Below are 23,625 nucleotides of genomic sequence, written 5' to 3'. Positions count from 1 at the left end.
TCGCCGCACTGGAGCAAAGGCCACGATGGAACCACATCGAGACCTTCGCTCCAGCACGCCGAGCTACCGCACCGAGCACCTGCTCGCTACGGCGCGGGACCGTCAGACACGGCCTAATCGAACGTGGCTTCCAGGATCTTGTCGGCGACGGCGGCGTGGTGGGCGGCATCGATGTCCCGGCGGCCGATCCGGTTGGTCAGGTAGGCGTAGGCGAGCCGCCGATCCGGATCGGCCCAGCCGATACAGCAGTTGCTGCCGTTGTGCCCGAAGGTCCGCGGGCTGCTCGTCATCCCGAGCGGGGTGATCACGTTCGGGACGAAGCGCGGCCCGCCGAGCTGGAACCCCTGCGACCACCGGATCGGCGCGCCGACGGTCCGATCCAGCTCACCCTCACTCGTCGGCTCGACGGCGGCCGCGACCGACTCCGGCCGCAGCACCCGGCCGCCCGGCCCGGCGCCACCATCCAGTAGCGCCTGGTAGAAAGCCGCCAGCTCGCGCGCGGTGGTGGAGATTCCCGCCGCGGGTACGACGGCCTGCCGGGTGGCCCGGTTGTTCACGATCGACTGGACGATCGGCCCGATCGGACCACCGACCCGGATCGGGACGTTCCGGTGCCACTGGTCGGCGGGCAGCCCGAGGAAGGTGTTCGTGACCCCGAGCGGCTCGAGGACGAAGCGCCGTACCAGCTCCTCGAACGGCTGCCCGCTGCACCGGCGCGCGACCTCGCCGAGGACGAAGCCGAACGCGAGCGGGCTGTACGCGACCGTGTCGATCGGCCAGAGCGGCCGGGCCTGCTCGATCCGCCGCAGCGAGCGATCCCAGTCGCTCATCGCCCGGGCCTCGGCGAGATACCTGCCGACCGTGGTCAGTCCGGACCGATGCCGCAGCACCTGCCGAACGGTGATGTCCCGCTTGCCGAACTCGGCGAACTCGGGCCAGTACGCCGCCACCGCGTCGTCCAGGTGGAGCTGCCGGGCCTCGACCAGCCGGTGGATCACGATCGCGACGTACGGCTTGCTCGCGGAGAAGAGCCAGAACAACGCGTCCGGAGCGCAGCCGATCGCCTGGTCGACCACCACCCGGCCGTCCCGGATCACGCACAGCTGCGCGACGGCCTTACGGGACCGGACCAGCTCGACGGCCGCCCCCAGCCGGCCCGCGTCCATCCGCACGTTCCGCGGCTCGCACTCCCCACCCAGCTCCATCGATCCACCTCCCCGTCAACACCAGCTTGCCGCCTGGTATCAACTAAGGTCGTGCTGGTGAGTGTGCCAAGCGAGGGGAATCCACGGCCGGACGCGGAGATCGAGCGGGTTCTGGTGGTGGTCGCGCATCCCGACGACATCGACTTCGGCGGCGCCGGGACGGTCGCGACCTGGACCAAGACCGGCATCGAGGTGCACTACTGCATCGTCACCGACGGTCAGGCGGGCGGCTTCGAGCCGGACCGGGACCGGGCCGAGATCCCCGCGGTACGGCGGGCCGAGCAGACCACGGCCGCCGAGCACGTCGGCGTCCACGACCTGCACTTCCTCGGGTACGTCGACGGCCTGGTCGAGCCGAGTCCGGAGCTGGTCCGCGACCTCACCCGGCTGATCCGCCAGGTCCGGCCGCAGCGGCTGCTGACCCAGTCACCCGAGCGCTGGTGGTCACGCCTGCATGTCTCCCACCCCGACCACCTCGCCACCGCCGAGGCCACGGTCCGCGCGTTCTACCCCGCCGCCGGCAACCCCTACGCGTACGACGACCTCACCGAGGAGGCCTGGGACGTCGGCGAGCTCTGGATGATGGAGCACCCCGAACGCAACCACTGGGTCGACATCACCGACACCATCGACCAGAAGATCGCCGCCCTGCTGTCCCACACCAGCCAGCACCGCGACCCGGAGGCCCTGGCCGCCCAGATGCGCACCTTCGCCCAGCAGAACGCCCGCGATGGCGGCCTCCCACCGAACCACTTCGCCGAGCCCTTCACAGTCATCCGGCTCGGCTAGGCCGTGTCTGACGGTCCCGCGCCGAGTGCCGCGCAGTAGGCGGGGGCCGTCAGACACGGCCTAAACGATTTGCGGGTCCGGACTGGAGCGACAAGGGTGCGGGCATGACTATTGCTCATTGGGTGGTTGGGGACGGCCCGGCGGTCCTGCTGGTGCACGCAGGAGTGGCCGACGCGCGGATGTGGGCCCGGCAGGTGGCGGAGCTGCGCCGGGACCACCGGGTGATCACGGTGGACCTGCGCGGATACGGCGAGACGCCGCTGGAGCCCGGCGCCAAGTACTCCGACGCCGGCGACGTGCTCGCGGTGCTCGACGAGCTGGGAGTGGACTCGGTCGAAGCCGTCGGATCGTCGTACGGCGGGTACGTCGTGCAGCAGGCGGCCAGCCGGCAGCCGGAGCGGTTCAATCGGCTCGTGCTGATCTGCGCACCGACCGACGGAGTGGAGCCGACCGAGGATCTGCGGGCCGTGTGGGCTGAGGAGGAACGACTGCTGGAGGCCGGAGATGTCGACGGCGCGACCGACCTGATGGTGCGCAGCTGGATCGGCCCGGAGGCCGACGCGGAGGCCCGCGAACTCCTCCGCGTGATGCAGAAGCGTGCGTTCGACGTTCAGCTGGCCGCGGGTGACGTCGACAACGAGGAGTACCCGGTGGAACCCGAGAAGATCGGCGCGCCCGTGCGGTTGATCACGGGCGCACACGACTTCGGCTGGTTCGGCGCCTGCGCGGCGTACCTGGCCGAGCGGCTCCCGAACGCCGAGCACATCGACCTCCCGTGGGCCGGCCACCTGCCGACCCTCGAGCGTCCGTCCGAAGCGCTGAACTTGATTGGTTAGTCGGCCAGGGCGCCCATCGGGTCCCAGGCCGGGAGGACGATCGGCGCCTCGTCGAGTTGCGCCTGGAGGTCGGCCGGCAGGGCGGAACGCCGTACCGCGATCTCGAAGACGTGCTCGCCGAACCACGAGTCGTTCATGGTCCAGAAGCCGCTGTCCGCCTTCTCGTCACCCCAGCTGTTCTCGACCCGCCAGCGCCGCGGCTTGCCATCCACCACGTCGACACCGGTGAACAGCATCGCGTGCGTCATCAGTGTCTCGTGGTGCAGCAGCCGGTCGGCCTTGTCCAGGGTGAACTCGGTGTCGTAGACCGAGCCGTAGTCGTACAGCTTGGCGTCCCAGTAGCCGAGGTCGCCGTTCATCTGCTTGCCGACGTCACAGCCGAACCAGACCGGCTCACCGCCGACGATCGCGTCCTGGGTGAGCTGCTTCATCAGCTCGATCTCGACGTTCAGGTACACCACCGGCGGCGCGTCGATGACGTTGCCGAGGTAGTCGACGGTGAAGGTCTTGCCGATCGGGCTGGACGCGCGCGGGTCGTGCACCAGACAGACGTACTCGTCGATCGGCAGTTGCACGTACGCCGCGGCGAACTCGCCCGGCGTGGTCCAGCCGTCCCGGTGGAACTCCTTGTCGCTGTCCTTCCACTGCCAGAGGAACTTCTGCGGTGGCGTGCCGAGGTGGATGCTGAGCACCCGGTGCACGACGGTCAGGATCTCCTGCTTGCGGTCGCGCCGCGCCTCGGCGCCGTCCAGCGCGCGCAGGTCGCGGGCACCCTGGCGGAGCAGCTTGCGCAGCGTGTCGTTCATCTGCGCGGTCGCCGACGAGCTCTCGGTCTCGGGCATCGCCGACTTCGGCACCAGGCCGTGCTTGCGGACCAGCGCGACGAACATGTTCCACTGGCCGCCGTCACCGATCGGGTCGGACAGCAGGTGCGCCACGGTCCGGTCGTCGACGTCCCGGTCGGCGGTCTCGATGATCGCCTCGAGGAAGAAGTTGGACCGCTCGAACTTGTCCCAGAAGAGCAGGTAGTTCTGGGAGAACTCGAAGTCCTTGACGCCGAGCTTCTCGGCCGCGCCGACGCGGAGCAGGTTCAGCCCGGCGAACAGCCAGCAGCGGCCGCTCTTCTTCTGGTTCGTCACTTTCCAGTCGTCGAGCAGATGCGACACCGAGTGGTCGATCGAGGTGACGACCTGGCGGTCGAGGGCGATGGCGTTGACTGGCGTCTGCGTGACGGCGTTCTGCATCACCCGGTACTGCGGGTTCGACGCGAACTCCTTCTCGAAGAGCCCGAGCTGTTCGGCAGTGAGATTCCGCTCCATAGCACTCGACGGTATAACAGCCGCCAAGTCCGCACCGCCCGCGCCGGGGTGGCGACTCCGTGCCCTGTCCACAACACGCCACACCGGCTATCCTAAATGAAAACGACATTCAACAACGGAGGACCCCGACCATGCCCCGACGCCCGGCGCCCACCGGCAAGCGCAAGCCGAAGCAGAACCCGCTCGACCGCGACGGCATCACCTACATCGACTACAAGGACACCGCGCTGCTGCGGAAGTTCATCTCCGACCGCGGCAAGATCCGCTCCCGCCGGGTCACCGGCCTGAGCGTCCAGCAGCAGAAGCAGGTCGCCCGCGCGATCAAGAACGCCCGCGAGATGGCGCTGCTCCCCTACACGTCGTCCAGCCGATAGGTCAGTGCCAGAACACCGCGATGATCGCGTTCAGCAGCGTCAGGCCGCCGATGCTGAAGAACGTCTCGCGGCTGATCGCCGGCCGCTTGCGGTAGGCGAACACCAGCCCGGTGACGACGAGTACGACGACCAGCTTGACCGCGATCTTGGTGTTGTCGACGGTGAAGTCGTCGTCCTTGACCCCGGACGCGAGCCCGACCAGCAGGACACCGGTGACCAACTGCGTCAGCGCACCGTGCAGCATCGCCGCGTTCACCACCGGCGCCTTCGACTTCAGCTGGGTGAAGAACCCGCCGAACAAGGCCGCGAAGCCGACCAGGTGCAGCAGGGTCAGCACGTCATGCAGGAGATCCATGCCGCAACCCTAGCGAGCGTTTGACCTCCCGCGCCCCGGAGTGCGCGTCAGACCAGGCGGCGGTCGGTGGCCCAGCGGGTCAGTTCGTGCCGGTTGGAGAGCTGGAGCTTGCGCAGTACGGACGAGACGTGCGTCTCCACGGTCTTCACCGAGATGAACAGCTCGCGGGCCACTTCCTTGTACGCGTAGCCGCGCGCGATCAGCCGCAGCACCTCACGCTCGCGCTGCGACAGCCGGTCCAGGTCCTCGTCCACCGAGGCGATGTCGATCGCACCCGAGAACGCGTCCAGCACGAACCCGGCCAGCCGCGGCGAGAACACCGCGTCCCCGTCCGCGACCCGCCCGATCGCGTCGACCAGCTCGGCCCCGCTGATGTTCTTGGTCACGTACCCCCGCGCACCGGCCCGGATCACGCCGATCACGTCCTCGGCCGCGTCCGACACCGACAGCGCCAGGAACTTCACCTCCGGGTGCCGCTGATGAACCTGCTTCATCACCTCGGTGCCACCGCCACCCGGCAGGTGTACGTCGAGCAGCACCACGTCGGGCTCGGTCGCGACGATCGCCTTGACCGCCGTGTCGACGTCGGACCCCTCCCCGACGATCTCGACCGCGGTACCGATCTCACTGCGCACCCCGGCCCGGAACATGTCGTGGTCGTCGACGACGACAACGCGCCTCTGGCTCATCTGTCCATCTCCAGTCGCACTTCGGTTCCTGTCTCCGGATCGGACCGCACCGTCGCGCGCCCGCCATGCCGTTCCATTCTGCCCAACACACTGTGCCGCAGCCCGAGCCGATCCTCCGGCACGCCGTCGACATCGAATCCCTTGCCCCGGTCCCGGACGAAGACCTCCGCCCGGTCGCCGTCCACCTCGACGAACACGTCGATCTTGGCCGCCCCGGAGTGCTTGGCCGCGTTCACCATCGACTCGCGTGCGGCGCGGACCATCGAGGACAGCGGTTCGGTCAGCTCGCAGTCCCCCACCGTCACCACCTCGACCGGTACGCCGTGCGAGTCCTCGACCTCGGCCGCGGCCCGCTTGGTGGCACCGGCCAGGGTCTGGTCGGTCTTGTCGTCCTCGTCGTACAGCCAGGTCCGCAGCTCGCGCTCCTGCGAACGGGCCAGCCGTGCGACCGCGCGCGGGTCGTTCGCCTGCTTCTGGATCAGCGCCAGCGTCTGCAGCACCGAGTCGTGCAGGTGGGCGGCCATGTCGGCGCGCTCCTGCGACCGGATCCGCTCGGCCCGCTCGGTGTTCAGGTCGCGGGTCAGCCGGTGCACCCATGGCCCGGCGATCACGCCGATTCCGACCACCGCCAGCAGCAGTGCGACCAGTACGTCGCCGACCATCGAGAGCCGGCCGTTCTGGACCAGGAAGACGGTGACCGCCGTACCGATCAGGATCAGCCCGACGGCGATCCGGACCAGCGACTTCCACCCGCCCTTCCCGAGCACGATGCCGAGGATCGGGACCCGGACCGAGTTGGCCCACTCGTTCTTCTGGCTCTCGTCCGCCTGCCGCCAGATCAGCGCCAGACCGGTGCCGGCGAACACCAGCGGCCAGAACATCTTCCCGGCGATCCCGAGCCCGGCCACCTGCAGAAGGAGCAGCACACCGATGCCGACGACCACGAAGGCCGTCACCTGCCCGCGGCTCTTCTCCTTCTTCCGCTCCTTGGCCTCCACCACCGGCTGCGGGGGCGGCTGGTCGGTACGGAGTCCACCGCGGGTGTGCGCGGCCAGGCCAGGCGCCGCCGGCGCGGTCGGAGTGGCCAGCGGCATGAGGAACCAGAGTGCTGCGTAGATCAGTACGCCGAACCCGCCGAAGACCGTGGCCGCGATCAACGCCAGCCGTACGACGGTGTCGGACACGCCGAGGTGGTCCGCCACACCCCCTGCGACGCCGGCGACCACCCTTCCTTCAGTACGGCGGTAGGCCCGGCGTACTGGTGGTGGTTCGGAGCCCTGCCCGGGCTGCTGGGCGCCGTACGGTTGCTGGCCCGGCTGAGCGCCGTACGCATGCTGGCCCGGCTGAGCGCCGTACGGTTGCTGGCCCGGCTGAGCGCCGTACGCGGCGTAGGGGCCCTGGTATTGCCTGGGTCCTTGAGGGCCCCAGCCCTGGTACTGCCACTGGCCCTCGCCCTGGCTGCCCCGGCCAGGCGGAGGCCCGGGTGGGGTCTCCGGCGTGGAGGACCCGCCCGTGGGCGCGGCTGCGGCTGGGTGATTCATCCCCACGATCGTCACACGTGGACCGGGCCGACACCAGCGGGCTTGTCCCTAGCCGTCTCCTCAGCGGCTGCCCGGCGGGCTCAGGGTCGCACCGGGGAGAACCCCGAGCCCGGCCGTTGCCCGGTGGGGTGACGGCCGTGCGACCCGGGGTCGCGAGAGGGGGATCCCCGATGTCGTTCCGCCGGGTCCGGGGCCAGTATCGATGGCATGGAGCAGAACCAGAGTGGACCCGGGGGGTTCGACCGCAGCCGCCTGCAGAACGTGCAGAGCTGGCAGCGCAGCCGGTCGGACCGGATGGTGGCCGGCGTCTGCGGCGGTATCGGCCGCGCGCTGAACATCGATCCGGTGCTGATCCGCGTGGTGATGGCGGTGCTCATCATCAGCGGTCCCGGGATCATCTTCTACATCGCCGCCTGGGTGCTGATGCCCGGCGAGGGCAGCGAGCGCTCCGCGGCACAGGGTCTGCTCGGCGACCGGGTCCGCCCGGACCACCCGTGGCTGTGGCCGATCGTGATCGGCGCCTGTGTGTTCTTCGCGATCGCGCTGATGTCGTCGTTCGACTTCGGCCGGGCCGTGCCCGGGCCGCTGGTCGTGCTCGCGGTGATCTGGATCGTCGCCTCCCAGCGCAAGCGGGTCCGGCAGGGCCGGGCCAACTCGACGGTGGACCAGGGCTGGGCCGGGCCGCAGTGGACCGGCCCGCAGGGTCCGCCACCCGCCCAGGGCCTTCAGGACACTCAGACCACTCAGGCCCCGGGCACTCAGGCTCCAGGCACTCAGGCCCCGGCCGCCCAGCAGCCGGCCGCCCCGATGGGTCAGCCTGTCTCGGCGTACCTGCCTCCGCAGACCGGCCCGTCAGCTCCCCCGGCGGGCCCGTCGTCCTCGGCCACGCAGCGCCCCCAGGACCGCACCGTCGAACCGGTCCAGCCTGTGTGGACCGAGGACGACCCTCTCGGCCTGTACGTCGACGAGCCGCCGGCCTCGGCACCTCCGACAAACGCCAAGACGTCGGAGCCGCCGGCCAAGGGCCTGCGCGGGGTGAAGTCGATCATCGTCGTCCTGACCGGTGTCGCGATCACGATCGCCTGGGCGGCGGGAGCGGCCACTTCGACGATGCTGATCATCGGCCTGGCGACGCTCGGCGCCGGCATGCTGCTCGGCGGCTTCGTCGGCCGGACGCTGGCGCTGCTTCCGCTCGGCATCCTGCTCGCGGCCGGCGCCGTGGCGAGCACGGTGTTCCCCGAGGTGCCGCGCAACGTCGCGGACATCAACTACACCGCCTCGGCCGGCCAGACGATCACCGCGACCAGCACGAAGTACGCGTTCGACGCCGGAGCGGCGCACCTCGACCTGACCAAGGCGACGTTCGCACCAGGTGCCAGGGTGGAGGTCCACGGTGGAGTCGGCGAGGTCGTCGTCAAGGTCCCGCAGAACGTCGACGTCGAAGGCCACCTGTCCGCCGAGATGGGTGAACTGGTCTGGCTGAACGAGCACAAGGGCGGCCGCGACGCCCAGCTGACCTTGAAGGATCTAGGAGCGGACGGCAAGGCCGGCCCGGAGACTGTCACACTGGACCTGGATCTGAAACTGGGCAGCATCAGAGTGGAGCGAGGATGAAGCAGCACCAGAAGAAGGGGGCCAAACCGGACGTTCCCGGCGTCATCGCCGGCACCGTCCTGACCGGTGCCGCCACCATCTGGATGCTGACCGACAACGGCATCCTTCAGACCGATGACCTCGGTGTCACCAGTGCTCTGCTGCTGGTCGCGGCCGGCATCGTCGGTCTGGCGGCATCCAACCGCAGTTAACTCGATGGACCTGCGCCACCACGTTCTCTAGGCTCACCCGCATGTCCAGCCCGGAGGCCAGCAGACCGTAGCCACCGGCCGTTCGGTGGCACTCCCGCACCCGAACCGCCGGCGATGCCCGGCAGGCGATCCGTCCTGCCGCACCTCATCGACGTGGTTGCGGAGCTTCCTCATGCCTTTCGTGCTGTATCTGCTTGGGCTGGCCGTGTTCGCCCAGGCGACTTCTGAATTCATGCTGTCCGGTCTCGGACCGGACATCGCTCGTGAACTGGACGTCTCGATCCCCACCGCGGGCTGGCTCACCTCGGCGTTCGCGGTCGGCATGATCGTCGGCGCACCGGCGATCGCCGTGCTCGGCGCCCGCTGGCCGCGCCGCCGCACGCTGCTGGTGACGTTGACCGTGTTCCTGCTGGTCCATGTGATCGGCGCGGTCACGACCAGCTTCACCATGCTGCTGATCACCCGCGTGCTCGCGGCCCTCGCCAACGCCGGATTCCTCGCGATCGCGCTCGCCACGGCGACCAGCCTGGCGCGACCGGACGCCAAGGGCCGCGCGACCTCCGTCCTGCTCGGCGGTACGACGCTCGCCTGCATCGGCGGCGTACCGGGCGGCGCTCTGCTCGGCCAGCACTTCGGCTGGCGGTCCGCGTTCTGGGCGGTTGCGATCATCTCCGTCCCGGCGTTGATCGCGATCCTGCGCGCGGTGCCTGCTTCCCGTACTGGCGGTCCGGCCACGGCCGGCGGACTGCGAGTGGTTCAGCGGCGTCTCGTCGTGCTGCTGTTGCTCGGGGCTTTGGTGAATGGGGCAACGTTCTGCTCGTTCACCTACCTCGCGCCGGTGGTGACCGAGGTGACCGGCCTCGGGGCCGGGTGGGTGCCGGCGATGCTCGCGCTGTTCGGCGTCGGCTCGTTCGCCGGCGTCACCGTCGCGGGCCGGTATGCCGACCGTCGCGACCCGCGTCTGGTTTTCGTTGCTGGGGGCACCTTGTTGCTGGGTTGGTGCGTGTTCGCGGTGACCGCGTCCGTCCCGGCTGCGGCCGTCGTACTGGTCTTCACGCAAGGCTTGTTCTCGTTCGCCGTCGGCTCGACGCTGATCGCGTCCGCCCTCTACGCCGGCTCGGAATCACCTGTGCTGGCCGGCGGCCTGGCCACCGCCTCGCTCAACGTCGGCGCCGCCCTCGGCCCTTTGCTCGGTGGTGCGGCGATCACGTTGACCGGCTACCGCGCACCCCTGTGGGTCAGCGCTGTCTTGGTCGGTACGGCGCTCTGCCTGGCCGCGGCGGGTCAGCTCTGGCCTCGGCGCGCGGCTCGGCGCGACACGTAGAGCCGGACCTTCTGCGACGTACCGCAGATCTCCATCGAGCACCAGCGCCGGCTGCCGTTCTTCGACTGATCCAGGAACAACCACGGGCAGCCGGCGCACCGCTTGATCCGCCCCGCGCGCGGCCCGGTCAGCAACCCGTACGCGGCCTGAGCCACCGGCCACAACGGCGACTCCAACCGCTCGAAACGCCAGGAGGGCCGAAGATCCGCCAACTCCATCCGATCGACAGCCGCAGTCACGAACGGCCGCAGGTCCTCCCATCCCTCGAGCTCGCCACCATCCGCGATCGAACCTGCTGTGCGGTTGATTGCTTCGCGCAACGAGTGCGCTCGGCGGACCACCGCGGCTGCCGGCCGGGGGGCCGCGGTGTGGAGGAGTCGATCCGCCTCGGGCTCGGTGAGCAGGGATTGGCGCAGGGACCACCACAGGAGGCCGTGGTACGTGGCGATGTGGTCGTGCCGCTCCGGGCCAAGCGGGTCGTCGACCGTGTTGGCGAAGTCGAGGGCCAGATCACCCGCGACGATCGGGAGGGGGCGGATGCCCTCCGGCAGCTGGACTGTTTCCATCAAAATGCATTTTACCAGTTTGCGATCGGAAGCGCTGGGCACTGTTTCCGGCATGAGCGATTTGACCGGAAACACCCCTGTGCGAGCCGGTGGCTGGGCGGTCGTCTGTGTGGCCCAGTTCGTGGTGGTGCTCGACGCCACGATCGTCACGATGGCGCTGCCCGCGATCGATGCCGAGCTCGGCTTCGGACCGGTCGGCCTGCTGTGGGTCTTCACCGCCTACACGGTCACGCTGGCCGGACTGCTCATCCTCGGCGGCCGGGCGGCGGATCTGGCCGGACCGCGGCGGATGTTCCGGGCCGGACTCATCGCGTTCACCGCCGCATCGCTCGGCTGCGCACTGGCGTGGTCACCGGCCGCCCTGATCGTCTCCCGCCTTGTCCAGGGTGCCGGCGCCGCCCTCCTCGCACCAGCCGCCCTGGCCGCGCTCTCCGAAGCTCTGTCGCCTGAGGCCGCGCGACGCGCCCTCGGCTGGTGGACAGCAGCCGGTGCAGGCGGCGGCGCCAGCGGATGGGTGCTGGGCGGCGTGCTCACCCAGCTCGGCGGCTGGCGCTGGGTCTTCGCAGTCAACGTCCCGATCGGCCTACTAGCTCTCGTTGTGAGCTTCCGGGCCCTGCCCGGCCGCGGCCGGACAACACCCGTCCGCACGCTGGACCTGCCCGGCGCCGCCCTCGTCACCGCAGGCATCGCCCTGACGGCACTCGGCCTGTCAGAGATCGCCCACGACCCGACCACCCCTCGCGGCTGGGCCGCCCTGGCAGGAGCCGCGCCACTACTCGCTCTGTTCGCCAAGGTCGAGCGGCACTCACCACAGCCGCTGACGCCAGGCAGCCTCGCGCGGACCCGCGGCGTACTCGGCGGCAACCTCACCGCAGCCGCGGTCACCGCATCGACATCTCCACCAATGCTCACCGCCGCGCTCTACGTACAGGCTCAACTGCCACCCGCCCAGGCCGGCCTGATCTTCCCGGCCTTCAACCTGGCCGTCATCGGCGGCTCGCTGGCAGGTCCGCGCGCTGCCCTGCGCCACGGCACACGCCGCATGCTGCTCGCCGGCTTCACCGGCATCGCGTTCGGCGTAGCACTCCTGCTACTCATCCCCCGAGACGGTGTGCCACTGGCCCTCCTACTCGCCGCCTTCACCGTGATGGGCCTCAGCCTCGGCCTCGCATCGGTGTCGTCAACCACGGCCGGTACGGCGGAAGTCGTCGAAGGCCAGCGTGGCGTCGCAGCCGGCGTACTCACCTCGTCGGCGCAGCTCGGCACCACCCTCGGCCTCGCCCTGTGCGCACCCGTCACCGCCGCCGACGACCCGATGACCGGCTACCGGCTCGGTTTCCTGATCGGCATCGTCGTCGCACTCGCCGGCGCCGTGGCGGCGTTCACAGTCCCCAGGGCAGTACGGCGTACCGCGGACGAACTCCGCTAGGCTTTGGTGCGCTCCAGCGGCTTCGGCCGGTGGGCGAGTACCCGAGGGGTCCGGGTGAAGGCGGGCCCCGTTGTCACAGGAGTTTCGATGGTGCGCGGCACCGTGAAGTGGTTCAACGCCGACAAGGGCTACGGCTTCCTTGCCGTCGAAGGCCAGGACGACGTCTTCGTCCACTGGAGCAAGATCGTCTCCGACGGTTACAAGACCCTCGAGGACGGCCAGCAGGTCGAGTTCGAGATCGTCGACGGCCCCAAAGGCCGCGAGGCCGACGCCGTCACTCCGGTCTGACCACACCACTCCCACACCCGGCGCCACCGTCGGCACCCAAGAGCGGCATACCTGGCGTAGGTTGCCGCACCCGGCACCCGGCACCCGGCACACTCCGCACCAGGCCCCGCGGGATACCCGCGCTTCCGGGACCGCCAAACCGCGACCTCCGCGCCGCCCGGCGGTGCTTCCTGACGCAGCGAACGGTGACAACCGGCTTCCAGCGGCCGGCTCCGGCGCTGCCGGGACTCGATTCCGCGTGCCCCGTGGACCCGGGCTCCGGGGCCGGGGTGAGAACGGGCCGAATACGCCCTTGACCAATCCGCCGTTGACCCGGCAGGCTGTTGCGTATCGCTCGTCCTGTTGTGCATTACGCAAAAGGAGAACTGTGATGGCGCCTCGGCCTCCTGCCGGACACGAGTACGTCCTGACCCTGACCTGCTCCGAGGCGCCCGGGATCGTCTTCGGCGTCAGCCGGTTCGTGATGGAGCACGGTGGCAACATCAACGCCAGCCATCAGTTCGACGACCGGCTCACCGACACCTTTTTCATGCGGGTCCAGTTCCGCGTGGACGGCGCGGACCTGGACCAGCTGCGCCGGGACTTCGCCGCCGTCGCCGGGCAGTTCGCGATGGCGTGGCAACTGCACGACGCGAACACGCCGACGCGGGCGCTGCTGATGGTCTCCCGCTTCGGGCACTGCCTGAACGACCTGCTGTTCCGCACCCGGACCGGCGCGCTGAACATCGAGATCCCGGCCATCGTCTCCAATCACCTCGACTTCCAGCCGGTGGCGGAGGCGAACGGGATCCCGTTCCACCACATCCCGGTCACGCCCGACACCAAGCCCGAGGCCGAAGCCCAGTTGCTGCAACTGGTGGACAGCCTCGACGTCGACCTCGTCGTCCTCGCCCGCTACATGCAGGTCCTCTCGAACGACCTGTGCAACAAGCTCGAGGGTCGCGCGATCAACATCCACCACTCGTTCCTGCCCAGCTTCAAGGGCGCCAAGCCCTACCACCAGGCGCACAAGCGCGGCGTCAAGCTCGTCGGCGCCACCGCGCACTACGTCACCCCAGACCTGGACGAAGGCCCGATCATCGAGCAGGACGTCGTACGGGTCGACCACTCGCTGGATGCCGCGGACATGACTGCCGCCGGGCAGGATGTCGAGGCCCAGGTCCTCGCCCGCGCCATCCGCTGGCACAGCGAACACCGAGTCCTCCTGGATCACAACCGCACTGTCGTCTTCCGCTGAACCAGCCGCCAGAACTGCCAGAAGGAGAGCCATGCCCGCCACGGTCAAGGGAGTCATCGCCCGCAGCAAGGGAGCACCTGTCGAGGTCGTCGACATCGTGGTGCCCGATCCGGGCCCGGGCGAGGCTGTCGTCCGGGTTCAGGCCTGCGGTGTGTGTCACACCGACCTGCACTACCGGGAGGGCGGCATCAACGACGAGTTCCCGTTCCTGCTGGGTCACGAGGCCGCCGGTGTCGTGGAGGCCGTCGGCGCGGATGTCACCGAGGTCGCCCCCGGCGACTTCGTGGTGCTGAACTGGCGCGCGGTGTGTGGCCAGTGCCGCGCCTGCGCGAAGGGCAAGCCGCAGTACTGCTTCAACACCCACAACGCCTCCCAACCGATGACGCTGACCGATGGCACTCCGCTGTCCCCCGCGCTCGGCATCGGCGCGTTCGTCGAGAAGACCCTCGTCGCGGCCGGCCAGTGCACCAAGGTCGACCCGCAGGCATCCGCCGCCGCGGCCGGGCTGCTCGGATGTGGCGTCATGGCCGGCTTCGGCGCGGCCGTGAACACCGGTGCCGTCACCCGAGGCGACTCGATCGCAGTGATCGGCTGCGGCGGTGTGGGCAACGCCGCGATCGCCGGCGCCGCCCTGGCCGGCGCTTCGACGATCATCGCGGTGGACGTCGACGACCGGAAGCTGAGCTGGGCCAAAGACTTCGGCGCGACGCACACCGTCAACTCGCGCGACGAGGACGCGGTCGAGGCGATTCGCCGCCTCACCGGCGGATTCGGCGCCGACGTGGTCATCGACGCCGTCGGCCGGCCCGCCACCTACGAGCAGGCCTTCTACGCCCGCGATCTCGCCGGAACCGTGGTCCTGGTCGGCGTTCCGACACCCGACATGGAGATCACCCTGCCACTGCTGGAGATCTTCGGGCGCGGCGGTGCGCTGAAGTCTTCCTGGTACGGCGACTGCCTGCCCTCCCGCGACTTCCCGATGCTGGTCGACCTCGCCCAGCAGGGCCGCTTCCCGCTGTCGGCATTCGTCACCGAGACCATCGGGCTCAAGGACGTCGAGACGGCGTTCGAGAAGATGCACGCCGGCGATGTCCTCCGGTCGGTGGTCGAGCTGTGAGCGCGGTGCGCAGTACGCGGGTCGTCACGGCCGGCACCTTCAGCCTCGACGGCGGCACCTGGGACGTGGAGAACAACGTCTGGGTGATCGGCGACGACCACGAGTGCGTGGTCATCGACGCCGCCCACAACGCCAAGCCGATCCTCGAAGCCATCGACGGCAGGCGAGTGCTGGCAGTGCTCCTCACCCACGCTCACGACGACCACATCGGCGCCGTCAGCGAACTGACCACCGCCACGGGTGCACCGTCGTACCTGCATTCCGCCGACCGGGTGCTGTGGGACCGGGTGCACTCGTTCGCTCCGGACCGCGAGCTCGCGGACGGCGTCGTCTTCGAGGTCGGCGGCGTACGGCTGGAGACGTTGCACACCCCTGGCCACGCGCCTGGCGCCTGCTGCTTCTACTCCCCCGACCTGGAGGCGGTCTACACCGGGGACACCTTGTTCCAGGGAGGACCCGGCGCGACAGGCAGATCGTTCAGCGACTTCCCCACGATCATCACCTCGATCCGCACCAAGCTGCTCACCTTGCCGCCGGCAACGGTCGTACACACCGGCCACGGTGATGACACGACCGTGGCGGCAGAGCTCCCCGCGCTCGAGACGTGGATCGCCCGCGGCCACTGACGGGACCGGCACACCTCTGGGACGCGATGAACGAGAGCCGAGAAACCGTCTATCTCGACCACGCGGCGACCACACCGATGTACGACGAGGTGGTCGCGGCCATGACGCGCCAGCTCACCCGGACCGGCAACCCCTCGTCCCTGCACTCATCCGGCCGCACCGCGAGACGGGCGGTCGAGGAGTCCCGCGAGCGGGTTGCCGACTCGCTCAACGCACGGCCGGGCGAAGTCGTGTTCACGTCGGGTGCCACCGAGTCCGACAACCTGGCGATCAAGGGCATCTACTGGTCGAGACGTCGGGAGGAGCCTCGTCGTCGCCGAATCCTGAGCACTGCCGTCGAGCACCCCGCAGTACTCGACACGCTGCGCTGGCTGGCGGTCCAGGAAGGGGCCGAGGTCGAGCTGCTGCCGGTGAATCGCCACGGCGAGCTCGACCCCGACGTACTGCGCGCATCGATCGAACGAGACCCGGGCTCGGTCGCGCTTGTCAGCGTCATGTGGGCCAACCACGAGGTAGGAACCCTGCAGCCGATCCGGCAGGCCGTCGAGCTCGCCCATGCGTACGGCGTCCCCGTGCATACCGACGCGGTCCAGGCGGTCGGGCAGGTGCCCGTCGATTTCGCCGCCAGCGGTGTCGACGCGCTGACCTGTACGGCGCACAAGCTGGGCGGACCGGCCGGCGTAGGAGCACTCGTGGTCCGCCGAACGGTCGGCGTCACCCCGTTGCTGCACGGAGGTGGCCAGGAGCGCGTCCTCCGGTCCGGCACCGTGGGTACGGCCTTGATCGTGGGATTCGCGGCCGCCATCGGGATCGCGGTCAAGCGGCAGCACAGCGATGCCATCCGGCTGTCGGCTCTGCGCGACGACCTCGTCCAGCAGGTCCGCCAGACGGTTGCGGGGGTTCGGGTGAGCGGTCACGAGTCGCGCCTCGACCGGCGGCTGCCGAACAACGCGAACCTGCAGTTCCCCGGGTGCGAGGGCGACTCGCTGGTGATGCTGCTGGATGCGCGCGGTATCGAGGCGTCGACCGGCTCGGCGTGCTCGGTCGGGGTGGCTCAGCCCAGCCACGTCCTCCTCGCGATGGGATTCGCCGAGGCGGAAGCCCGCAGTTCTTTGCGGCTCACACTCGGGCACACCTCCACGCAGGCCGACGTCGACGCATTCGTACGGGCGATCGGTCCGGTGGTGGAACGCGCTCGCGCGAGCGGCCTCCCGGCCTTGAGAAGGCTTCGGTCGGCCGGGCTTGCGGATTCTTCGGTCAGCGGTCGCCTGCCAGGCGCGCCAACTGCTCTTTCCGCCAGGCCTCGGTCTCCGCGACCTGATTGAAGGTGAACAGGTGTAGGCCCTGGACGTACATGCCCTCGTCTCCCAGAACGCTCGCCGCCCGGGCCAGGAACCGCAGCGGGTCATAGCCGCCCGGCGCCGCGATCCTGGTGAAGATGCCGGTGTTCTTGGCGAGGAACTTCGTCGACTCCCCGACACCGATCCTCGTCGCCATGCTCAGCAGCTTGGTGCGTTCCACCGGTCCCGGAAGGCCGACCAGGATGGGTGTGGTGACGCTGCGGGCACGGACGCGACGTACCCAGGAGGCCAGCGTTCGCGGGTCGAAGGTCAGGTTGCTGACGATCTGGGTCGCGTACCGTCGCTTGTCCCACATCGTCTGGATCGTGACGTCGTCGTGGATGGCCGGATGGGACTCCGGGTAGCCGGTGATCCCCACCTGGGCGAAGGGACTGCCGATCGCGACCAGGTCCTCCAGCAGATCCAGCGCCCCCACGTACGGTCCGGCCGGATCAGCATCGCCGGCCGGGACGAAGACCGTCGTGATCCCGGCCTGCTGCAGCCTGCCGACGATGTCGCTCAGCTCGACGCGACCGGAGACCATCCGCGCTGCCAGGTGTGGCACCACGTCATAGCCCCGGCCGGCCAACCGCTCGGACAAGGACAGCGTCGCCTCCAGGCCCTTGGTGGGTGAGGCGGTCACGGTCACCGTCCGCCCGACTGGCAGATGCTCGGCGACGACGGCCTCGATCTTCGCGGTGGGCAGAACCTCGTAGCGGGCGTGGGTCAGGAGACGGTGCAGTACGGCGGCACGGGTACCACTCCGCATGAGCATGAGGCGACTCATCCGACTCACCCCTGACCTGGCGCGAAGGCCGGCGTACGCACTGACTCGGAGGTCGCATCAGGCGTTGCAGCTCGCAGCCGGCTGACACAGCGGGTCGCCGCAGCTGCCGCCGATACTGCGTGCACCCGGACCCCCCAAGCACCGGCAGCAGCAGCCAGGGCCGCAGCAGCGGCGGACGCGTCGTCGCGGTGCACTGGCTGCGCGCCGTCCAGGCCTCCGTAGTCCAAGCACTCGGCGAGGAACCGCTTGCGCGAGGCGCCGACCAGGACCGGGAACCCGAGCGTGAGCAGGCGGGGCAGCCCGGCCAGAACCGACCAGCTGTGCTCGTTGGTCTTGGCGAACCCCAGGCCTGGGTCGAGCACGATCCGGTCCTCCTGGATCCCGGCCGCCAACGCAGCCTCGCACCGGTCCGCGAGCTCTCTACGCACCTCCTCGACCACACTGCCGTAGTTGGCGTGCTGGTCCATGACCGTCGAGTGAGCCCGCCAATGCATCAGCACACAAGGGATTCCGGCGTCAGCAAGAAACGGAAGCATGGCGGGGTCGGCCAGACCACCGGAGACGTCGTTCACCAGTACGGCGCCGGCTGCGACCGCCGCGGCAGCGACACGGGATCGCATGGTGTCCACCGACACATAGGCGCCGAAGCCACGAAGCGCTTCCACGACCGGTACGACGCGGCGCAGCTCCTCTTCCTCGCTCACCCGGCCCGCACCCGGCCGAGTCGACTCACCGCCGACGTCGACCAGGTCCGCGCCGTCGGCCACCAGGCGGAGGCTGTGCGCGACCGCGGCGCTGGTGTCGAGGAAGCGGCCACCGTCGGAGAAGGAGTCGGGAGTGACGTTGATGATGCCCATCACCAGGCAGCGACCGCCCGAGGCGGCTCCGAGTGGTCCCAGCGGCGCGTTCATGCCGGCTCAGCGGCGACGGCCGCGAGTCCAGGGCTCTGGACGCTGCCGGACCCGGCAAGTGCTGCACTGTGGCAGCTGCCGGTGAGGCCGCGCTCGGCGATCTCCACAATGTTGGTCAGCAGCATGGCGCGGGTCATCGGCCCCACTCCGCCGGTGGCGCCGCTGACCTTGCCCGCGACCGCACCGACCTCCGGGTGCACATCACCAAGGATCCCCTCGATCGTGCGGGTGATGCCCACCGAGAGCACAGTCGCGCCAGGTCGTACCCAGTCCGGCTTCACCAGGTGGGCGACACCGGCAGCCGCGACCACAACATCCGAGGCGCGGGTGTGGGCCGCCACGTCGACGGTGGCGACATGGCACAGGGTCACGGTGGCGTGCTCGGTCGGCCGGGTCAGCATCAACCCGAGCGGCCGTCCGACGGTCAGCCCGCAGCCGATCACGCAGAACCGCGAGCCGGTGATCGGTACGTCGTGCCGGCGAAGCAACTCGATGATGCCGCGCGGCGTACAGGGCAATGGACCGGGCATGCCGAGCACCAGCTTGCCCAGGTTCGTCGGGTGCAGGCCGTCGGCGTCCTTGTCCGGATCGATGAGCTGCAGGACACGATGGGTGTCGATGTGCGGCGGCAGCGGCAGTTGGACGATGAAGCCGGCGCAGTCCGGGTCGTCGTTGAGCCGACGTACCGCGGCGTCGATCTCGGCCTGGCTCGCCGTGGCGGGCAGCTCCACCCGGAGGGAGGCGATTCCGACGTCGGCGCAGTCGCGGTGTTTCCCGGCCACGTAGGCGCGGCTGCCGGGGTCGTCACCGACCAAGATGGTGCCCAGGCCGGGCCGAACCCCTTGGGCATGCAGCAACTGGACGCGGGCGGTGAGCTGCTGCTTGATCTCGGCAGCGACCCGCTTCCCGTCGATCCTCGTCGCGGTAGCCACGGCTCCCTCCTTCAGTGAATGGCAGTCGGAACCGCGGCGGAGTTGAGCTGGCGCCGCCACCGTCCGAACAGACGCGGCTGATTCATCGCCAGGACGGCGACCGGGACCTCCCCGCGCCGGTAGACAGCCAGCAGGCTGCGGCTCTCCACGGAGCCCTCCTCCACGGTCACTGAGTCCGCGCCGGCGGCATGGCCGGCGAACTGGATGCGGACGTCGTACTGATCGGACCAGAAGTACGGGGCGTTGGTGGACTTGGTCAGATCGGGCGCACCGGCGTCGCCGCGCAGCAGGCTGGACACTGCGGTCGCGGGCCGCTCGAGCGCGCCGGTCCAGTGCTCGACGCGGTGCGGGCGACCCAGCCGGGGTTCGTGCCAGGACGCGCAGTCGCCCACGGCGACGACGCCGGAGACATTCGTCCGGCCCTCGCTGTCACACTCCAGCCCGTTGCCGAGGGCAAGACCCGAGCCGATGAGCCATTCGATGTTCGGTACGGCGCCGATGCCCACCACCACGACGTCGGCGGGCAGTACTGTGCCGTCAGCCAACTCAACCGCCTCGACCCGCTGCCGGCCGGCGAGGCGACTCACCCCGGTCCCGCAGAGCAGCCGCACGCCGTGGTGCTCGTGCAGCCTCGAGACGACGGCACCCATCTCGGCACCGAGCGGTCCGGCCAGCGGCGTGGTCATCGCCTCGACGACGGTGGCCTCCAGGCCCAGAGCACGCGCGGTCGACGCGACCTCGGCGCCGATGAATCCGGCACCGATCACGACCAGCCGGCTGCCCGGGACCAGGTCGGCCCGCAGACCGACGGCGTCGTCGAGGGTCCGCAGGAGGTGTACGCCGGCCAGCGACTCCGTGGCCGGCAGGGGCCGGGCGCGAGCGCCGGTCGCGATCACGACGCCGTCGCTGCGCACCCGGGTTCGATCGCTGAGCACGACCTCGCGGGTGCGGGTGGCCAGGCAGACCGCCCGCGTCCCGAGCAGCCACTCGGCGTCGAGGTCGTCGTCGGAGTCTTCCAGCGCCAGTACGTCGGCCTCGATCTTGCCAGCCAGGAAGTCCTTCGACAGCGGCGGCCGGTCGTAGGGCCGATGCGGCTCGTCACCGACGATCACCAGGCGGCCGTCGTACCCCTGATCACGCAGGGCGCGGGCCGCGGACAGGCCGGCCAGGGACGCGCCGACAACGGTGACGGTTCTCATAAGAGTCTCCACCTTGATGCGGATAACACAACCTGAAGCACTATGCGCAACAGACTCCCGGTGAGTCCACCGACTGTCAAGGGGTGCCGGTGCGCCTTGCGCAACCCCTCGATGATCCGGCTCACAAACCCGGCCCGTCCCGGGATTGTGAACCCTTGTCACGTAAGGTTGCGTTATGAGCAACGGGAAGCAGACTGGGAACGCTCGAGGGACTGGCCGCGGCGCGGGCGGCGATTCGGCCGGCGGGGTCCAGTCGGTGGACCGGGCGATCACCGTGATGGAGATCCTGGCCCGCGAAGGCAGCGCCGGGGTCAGCGAGGTCGCCGCCGAGATCGGGGTCCACAAATCCACAGCCTTCCGCCTGCTCGCCGCCCTCGAGGAACGCGATCTGGTCGAGCAGAACCATGAGCGCGGCAAGTACCAGCTCGGTTTCGGAGTACTGCGGCTGGCCGGCGCCATCCCGACCCGGCTCGACATCGTTCGCCAGGCCCAGCCGGTCGTCGACGAACTGGCCGCACGCCTCGACGAGACGATCAACATCGCCGTGGTGCGGGAGCACTACGCGGTCCACGTACTGCAGGCCCTCGGCTCGGCCGCGATCGCCAGCCAGAACTGGGTCGGCCAGCTGACTCCGCTGCACGCCACCTCGAGCGGGAAGGTGCTGCTCGCCTTTCTGGACGAGCAGGAGCGGGACGAGATCCTGGACACTGCCGGACTCGAGGCTTTCACCGAGAACACGATCACCTCCCGCAAGGCGTTGCTCGAGGAGCTGCGCCAGGTGCGCGCGGATGGCTTCGCCACCGCGTTCGAGGAGCTCGAGACCGGCCTCAACGCCGCCGCGGTGCCGGTTCGCGACCACACCGGAGCGGTGGTGGGCGCCTTGAGCGCGTCCGGACCCGCCTACCGGATGGACAGGGCGACCATCAAGGCGCAGACCGAGGACCTCAAGGCCGCCGGCGCGCGGATCAGCCGCCGGATGGGCTACCTCGACCGAGACCAGTCCCGCACCGAGACTGCCGCCGGCTAGGAGACAACCAGCGGCGCGCGGCGCCCCCCGGGCGACCACACACCGCACGCGTTTCGCCACTCATCTGCGGCCATCTGTCATCACTCCGACAGGTGGCCGCAGTGCTTTGTCAGGCCCGGCCAACAGTGTGAAGCAGATCACACATACTTTTCGACTGTTTCATCTGAAGCGAGTTGTTGCGGATCACACAACACCGTCTTACAGTCAAAGCCGGACCCTGACCCCGCCGAATGGACACCGTCATGACCGCGACAACTCCCGTTTCGCCCCCCACGACAGAAGCACGATCAGCGCGGTTGCCCGCCGACCGCATCGTCTTGTTCACCTCCGCAGGGCTGGTCGTCGCCTTCGTCCTGTGGGGCATCGTCGACCACGAGAGCCTCGCCGAGGTCTCGTCCAAGGCGCTCAACTGGGTGATCAGCAGCTTCGGCTGGTTCTTCGTCCTGGCGAGTACGGCGTTCGTCGCGCTGTCGCTCGTCCTCGCCTTCAGCCGGTACGGGCGGATCCGGCTGGGCCGCGACGACGAACGGCCGGAGTTCAGCACGGTCAGCTGGGTGACGATGATGTTCAGCGCCGGAATGGGCATCGGCCTGATGTTCTACGGCGTGGCCGAGCCGTTGTCCCACCTGGCCGAGCCCCCGCTGGGGCAGGCCGAGCCGAACACGCAGGCGGCGGCCCAGCTCGCCATGCAGTACTCGTTCTTCCACTGGGCGATCCACCCGTGGGCGATGTACGCGGTGGTCGGCCTGGCCCTGGCGTACTTCTGTTTCCGCCACGGCCGTGCCAACCTGATCAGTTCCGCGTTCTTCCCGTTGCTGGGCAAGCGGACCGAGGGCGGCACCGGCCGCGCCATCGACACGTTCGCGATCATCGCCACGCTGTTCGGATCCGCCACCTCGCTGGGCCTGGGCGCCCTGCAGATCAACTCCGGTCTGAGCCAGCTCTACAACGTGCCGAAGTCGACGCCGGTCGCGATCATCATCATCGCGTTGCTCACCGTCGCCTTCATCATCTCGGCCGTGAGCGGCGTCCACCGTGGCATCCAGTACCTGTCCAACACGAACATGGTGCTGGCCGTCGCGCTGCTGTTCTTCCTCTTCGTCGTCGGTCCGAGCGTCTTCATCCTCGGCACCTTCACCGAGTCGGTCGGTGACTACCTGTACGAGATCGTGCCGATGAGCTTCCGGGCCGGCGCGTTCGGCGGCCAGGACTGGCTCAGCTCGTGGACGATCTTCTACTGGGCCTGGTGGGTGTCGTGGACCCCGTTCGTGGGCACCTTCATCGCGCGCATCTCCCGGGGCCGCACCATCCGCGAGTTCGTCCTCGGTGTCGTGCTCGCACCGAGCCTGGTCACTTTCGTCTGGTTCTCGATCCTCGGCGGCACCTCGATCCACCTGCAGCTGGGTGGCACCGACCTCGCCGCTGCCTTGGCGCAGGGCCAGGAGACGGCGCTGTTCCAGGTGCTTCGCCAGTACCCCTGGTTCGGCCTGACCGCTTTGATCGTGGTCATCCTGGTCGCATTCTTCTTCGTCTCCGGAGCCGATGCGGCCGCACTGGTGATGGGCATCCTGTCCTGCCGGGGCTGCCGGAGCCCGCGGGCGATGATCACGATCTTCTGGGGCGTCATGACCGGTGCGGTGGCCGCGATCCTGTTGCTGGCCGGTGGTCTGGCCGCCCTGCAGACGCTGTGCATCCTGGCCGCCTTCCCGTTCGTCTTCATCATGCTGGGCGCGGCGGTCTCGCTGGTGAAGGAACTGCGGAACGAGCCCGACCCGCCGCCGAGCCCCGGCCGGCGGGCGAGCTCGTCGACGCGCCCCGTCGAGGCGGCCGAACTGGTCCCGGCGGAGCCGAACGGAAAGGCTCCCCTGCCCAAGACAACAGTCTGATCCGCTCCATCACCGATGGGCCGGGAGACACAGGCCGTTCGCG

At 69.4% G+C, this 23,625-nt stretch carries 24 protein-coding genes; 14 read left to right on the top strand and 10 right to left on the bottom strand.

Annotated elements, in window-relative coordinates; genetic code table 11:
* Positions 1 to 113: 113 nt before the first annotated feature.
* Positions 114 to 1,205, bottom strand: a complete 1,092-nt coding sequence (locus AB0F43_RS12970) for a serine hydrolase domain-containing protein (protein WP_360474484.1) — start codon at positions 1,203 to 1,205, stop codon at positions 114 to 116.
* 57 nt (positions 1,206 to 1,262) lie between these two features.
* On the opposite strand from AB0F43_RS12970, the gene AB0F43_RS12965 reads away from it, so the two are divergent.
* Together AB0F43_RS12965 and AB0F43_RS12960 are read left to right on the top strand one after the other, a co-directional pair.
* Entirely contained in the window at positions 1,263 to 1,994 is a 732-nt protein-coding gene (locus tag AB0F43_RS12965; protein ID WP_360474481.1) for a PIG-L deacetylase family protein, read from the top strand.
* A gap of 104 nt (positions 1,995 to 2,098) precedes the next feature.
* Positions 2,099 to 2,830 carry an alpha/beta hydrolase gene (locus AB0F43_RS12960; RefSeq protein ID WP_360474478.1) on the top strand — a complete coding sequence of 244 codons (732 nt, stop codon included), beginning with the start codon at positions 2,099 to 2,101 and terminating at the stop codon, positions 2,828 to 2,830.
* On the opposite strand, the gene AB0F43_RS12955 is transcribed toward AB0F43_RS12960, so the two are convergent.
* Positions 2,827 to 4,149 carry a C1 family peptidase gene (locus AB0F43_RS12955; protein ID WP_360474475.1) on the bottom strand — a complete coding sequence of 441 codons (1,323 nt, stop codon included), beginning with the start codon at positions 4,147 to 4,149 and terminating at the stop codon, positions 2,827 to 2,829. The two genes, AB0F43_RS12960 and AB0F43_RS12955, sit on opposite strands and share 4 nt — an antisense overlap.
* A gap of 131 nt (positions 4,150 to 4,280) precedes the next feature.
* Here AB0F43_RS12955 and rpsR point away from each other — a divergent pair, with 131 nt between their 5' ends.
* Positions 4,281 to 4,523 carry a 30S ribosomal protein S18 gene (gene rpsR, locus AB0F43_RS12950; protein ID WP_360474472.1) on the top strand — a complete coding sequence of 81 codons (243 nt, stop codon included), beginning with the start codon at positions 4,281 to 4,283 and terminating at the stop codon, positions 4,521 to 4,523.
* Position 4,524: 1 nt separating this feature from the next.
* Here the strand turns inward: rpsR and AB0F43_RS12945 are convergent, their stop codons facing one another.
* From AB0F43_RS12945 to AB0F43_RS12935, 3 genes are read right to left on the bottom strand one after another with little or no spacing between them, the layout of a single operon-like run.
* A complete protein-coding gene (locus tag AB0F43_RS12945) occupies positions 4,525 to 4,878 on the bottom strand; it encodes a hypothetical protein (protein WP_360474469.1) in 354 nt (117 codons plus the stop codon).
* Positions 4,879 to 4,925: 47 nt separating this feature from the next.
* A complete protein-coding gene (locus AB0F43_RS12940) occupies positions 4,926 to 5,567 on the bottom strand; it encodes a response regulator transcription factor (RefSeq protein WP_360474466.1) in 642 nt (213 codons plus the stop codon).
* Positions 5,564 to 7,108, bottom strand: a complete 1,545-nt coding sequence (locus tag AB0F43_RS12935) for a PspC domain-containing protein (RefSeq protein WP_360474463.1) — start codon at positions 7,106 to 7,108, stop codon at positions 5,564 to 5,566. The genes AB0F43_RS12940 and AB0F43_RS12935 overlap by 4 nt, the downstream gene beginning before the upstream one ends.
* 207 nt (positions 7,109 to 7,315) lie before the next feature.
* Between AB0F43_RS12935 and AB0F43_RS12930 the strand changes: the two genes are divergently transcribed.
* The 3 genes from AB0F43_RS12930 to AB0F43_RS12920 all read left to right on the top strand — a co-directional run bounded on the left by AB0F43_RS12930 (position 7,316) and on the right by AB0F43_RS12920 (position 10,237).
* Positions 7,316 to 8,722 (top strand): PspC domain-containing protein, encoded by a 1,407-nt coding sequence (locus AB0F43_RS12930; protein WP_360474460.1) that lies wholly within the window; start codon positions 7,316 to 7,318, stop codon positions 8,720 to 8,722.
* The gene (locus tag AB0F43_RS12925; protein WP_360474457.1) at positions 8,719 to 8,913 is read left to right on the top strand and encodes a hypothetical protein; all 195 of its coding nucleotides are present in this window, start codon (positions 8,719 to 8,721) and stop codon (positions 8,911 to 8,913) included. Before AB0F43_RS12930 ends, AB0F43_RS12925 begins: the two co-directional genes overlap by 4 nt.
* A gap of 172 nt (positions 8,914 to 9,085) precedes the next feature.
* Positions 9,086 to 10,237: a Cmx/CmrA family chloramphenicol efflux MFS transporter gene (locus AB0F43_RS12920; RefSeq protein WP_360474454.1), complete on the top strand. Its 1,152-nt coding sequence runs from the start codon at positions 9,086 to 9,088 to the stop codon at positions 10,235 to 10,237.
* On the opposite strand, the gene AB0F43_RS12915 is transcribed toward AB0F43_RS12920, so the two are convergent.
* A complete protein-coding gene (locus tag AB0F43_RS12915) occupies positions 10,198 to 10,803 on the bottom strand; it encodes a CGNR zinc finger domain-containing protein (protein ID WP_360474451.1) in 606 nt (201 codons plus the stop codon). The two genes, AB0F43_RS12920 and AB0F43_RS12915, sit on opposite strands and share 40 nt — an antisense overlap.
* Before the next feature lie 52 nt (positions 10,804 to 10,855).
* On the opposite strand from AB0F43_RS12915, the gene AB0F43_RS12910 reads away from it, so the two are divergent.
* The 6 genes from AB0F43_RS12910 (at position 10,856) to AB0F43_RS12885 (ending at position 16,825) form a co-directional block, all read left to right on the top strand.
* Positions 10,856 to 12,232, top strand: a complete 1,377-nt coding sequence (locus AB0F43_RS12910) for an MFS transporter (protein ID WP_360474448.1) — start codon at positions 10,856 to 10,858, stop codon at positions 12,230 to 12,232.
* Between the two features lie 87 nt (positions 12,233 to 12,319).
* The gene (locus AB0F43_RS12905; RefSeq protein WP_360474445.1) at positions 12,320 to 12,520 is read left to right on the top strand and encodes a cold shock domain-containing protein; all 201 of its coding nucleotides are present in this window, start codon (positions 12,320 to 12,322) and stop codon (positions 12,518 to 12,520) included.
* 370 nt (positions 12,521 to 12,890) lie between these two features.
* Positions 12,891 to 13,757, top strand: a complete 867-nt coding sequence (gene purU, locus AB0F43_RS12900; protein ID WP_360474442.1) for a formyltetrahydrofolate deformylase — start codon at positions 12,891 to 12,893, stop codon at positions 13,755 to 13,757.
* A gap of 31 nt (positions 13,758 to 13,788) precedes the next feature.
* Complete coding sequence (locus AB0F43_RS12895; RefSeq protein WP_360474439.1) at positions 13,789 to 14,874, top strand: S-(hydroxymethyl)mycothiol dehydrogenase; 1,086 nt, start codon at positions 13,789 to 13,791, stop codon at positions 14,872 to 14,874.
* Positions 14,875 to 14,879: 5 nt separating this feature from the next.
* On the top strand, positions 14,880 to 15,500 hold the full coding sequence (locus tag AB0F43_RS12890; RefSeq protein ID WP_360474436.1) for an MBL fold metallo-hydrolase: 621 nt from the start codon (positions 14,880 to 14,882) through the stop codon (positions 15,498 to 15,500).
* Between the two features lie 26 nt (positions 15,501 to 15,526).
* Entirely contained in the window at positions 15,527 to 16,825 is a 1,299-nt protein-coding gene (locus tag AB0F43_RS12885; RefSeq protein WP_360474434.1) for a cysteine desulfurase family protein, read from the top strand.
* Here the strand turns inward: AB0F43_RS12885 and AB0F43_RS12880 are convergent.
* Genes AB0F43_RS12880 through AB0F43_RS12865 form a run of 4 tightly spaced genes read right to left on the bottom strand, consistent with a single transcriptional unit; the run spans position 16,758 to position 20,669 of the window.
* Complete coding sequence (locus tag AB0F43_RS12880) at positions 16,758 to 17,627, bottom strand: methylenetetrahydrofolate reductase (protein ID WP_360474432.1); 870 nt, start codon at positions 17,625 to 17,627, stop codon at positions 16,758 to 16,760. The two genes, AB0F43_RS12885 and AB0F43_RS12880, sit on opposite strands and share 68 nt — an antisense overlap.
* A gap of 5 nt (positions 17,628 to 17,632) precedes the next feature.
* Complete coding sequence (folP, locus tag AB0F43_RS12875) at positions 17,633 to 18,538, bottom strand: dihydropteroate synthase (protein WP_360474430.1); 906 nt, start codon at positions 18,536 to 18,538, stop codon at positions 17,633 to 17,635.
* A complete protein-coding gene (locus tag AB0F43_RS12870) occupies positions 18,535 to 19,470 on the bottom strand; it encodes a bifunctional methylenetetrahydrofolate dehydrogenase/methenyltetrahydrofolate cyclohydrolase (protein WP_360474428.1) in 936 nt (311 codons plus the stop codon). Before AB0F43_RS12870 ends, folP begins: the two co-directional genes overlap by 4 nt.
* A gap of 11 nt (positions 19,471 to 19,481) precedes the next feature.
* Positions 19,482 to 20,669, bottom strand: a complete 1,188-nt coding sequence (locus AB0F43_RS12865) for an FAD-dependent oxidoreductase (RefSeq protein WP_360474426.1) — start codon at positions 20,667 to 20,669, stop codon at positions 19,482 to 19,484.
* A gap of 175 nt (positions 20,670 to 20,844) precedes the next feature.
* On the opposite strand from AB0F43_RS12865, the gene AB0F43_RS12860 reads away from it, so the two are divergent.
* A complete protein-coding gene (locus AB0F43_RS12860) occupies positions 20,845 to 21,696 on the top strand; it encodes an IclR family transcriptional regulator (protein ID WP_360474424.1) in 852 nt (283 codons plus the stop codon).
* A 296-nt stretch (positions 21,697 to 21,992) separates the two neighbouring features.
* The gene (locus tag AB0F43_RS12855; protein WP_360474423.1) at positions 21,993 to 23,582 is read left to right on the top strand and encodes a BCCT family transporter; all 1,590 of its coding nucleotides are present in this window, start codon (positions 21,993 to 21,995) and stop codon (positions 23,580 to 23,582) included.
* Positions 23,583 to 23,625 lie beyond the last annotated feature (43 nt).

Source organism: Kribbella sp. NPDC023972 (assembly GCF_040639075.1).
GTDB lineage: Bacteria > Actinomycetota > Actinomycetes > Propionibacteriales > Kribbellaceae > Kribbella.
Note: the sequence above shows the minus strand (reverse complement) of the source record. Positions and strands in the feature narration are given on the sequence as shown.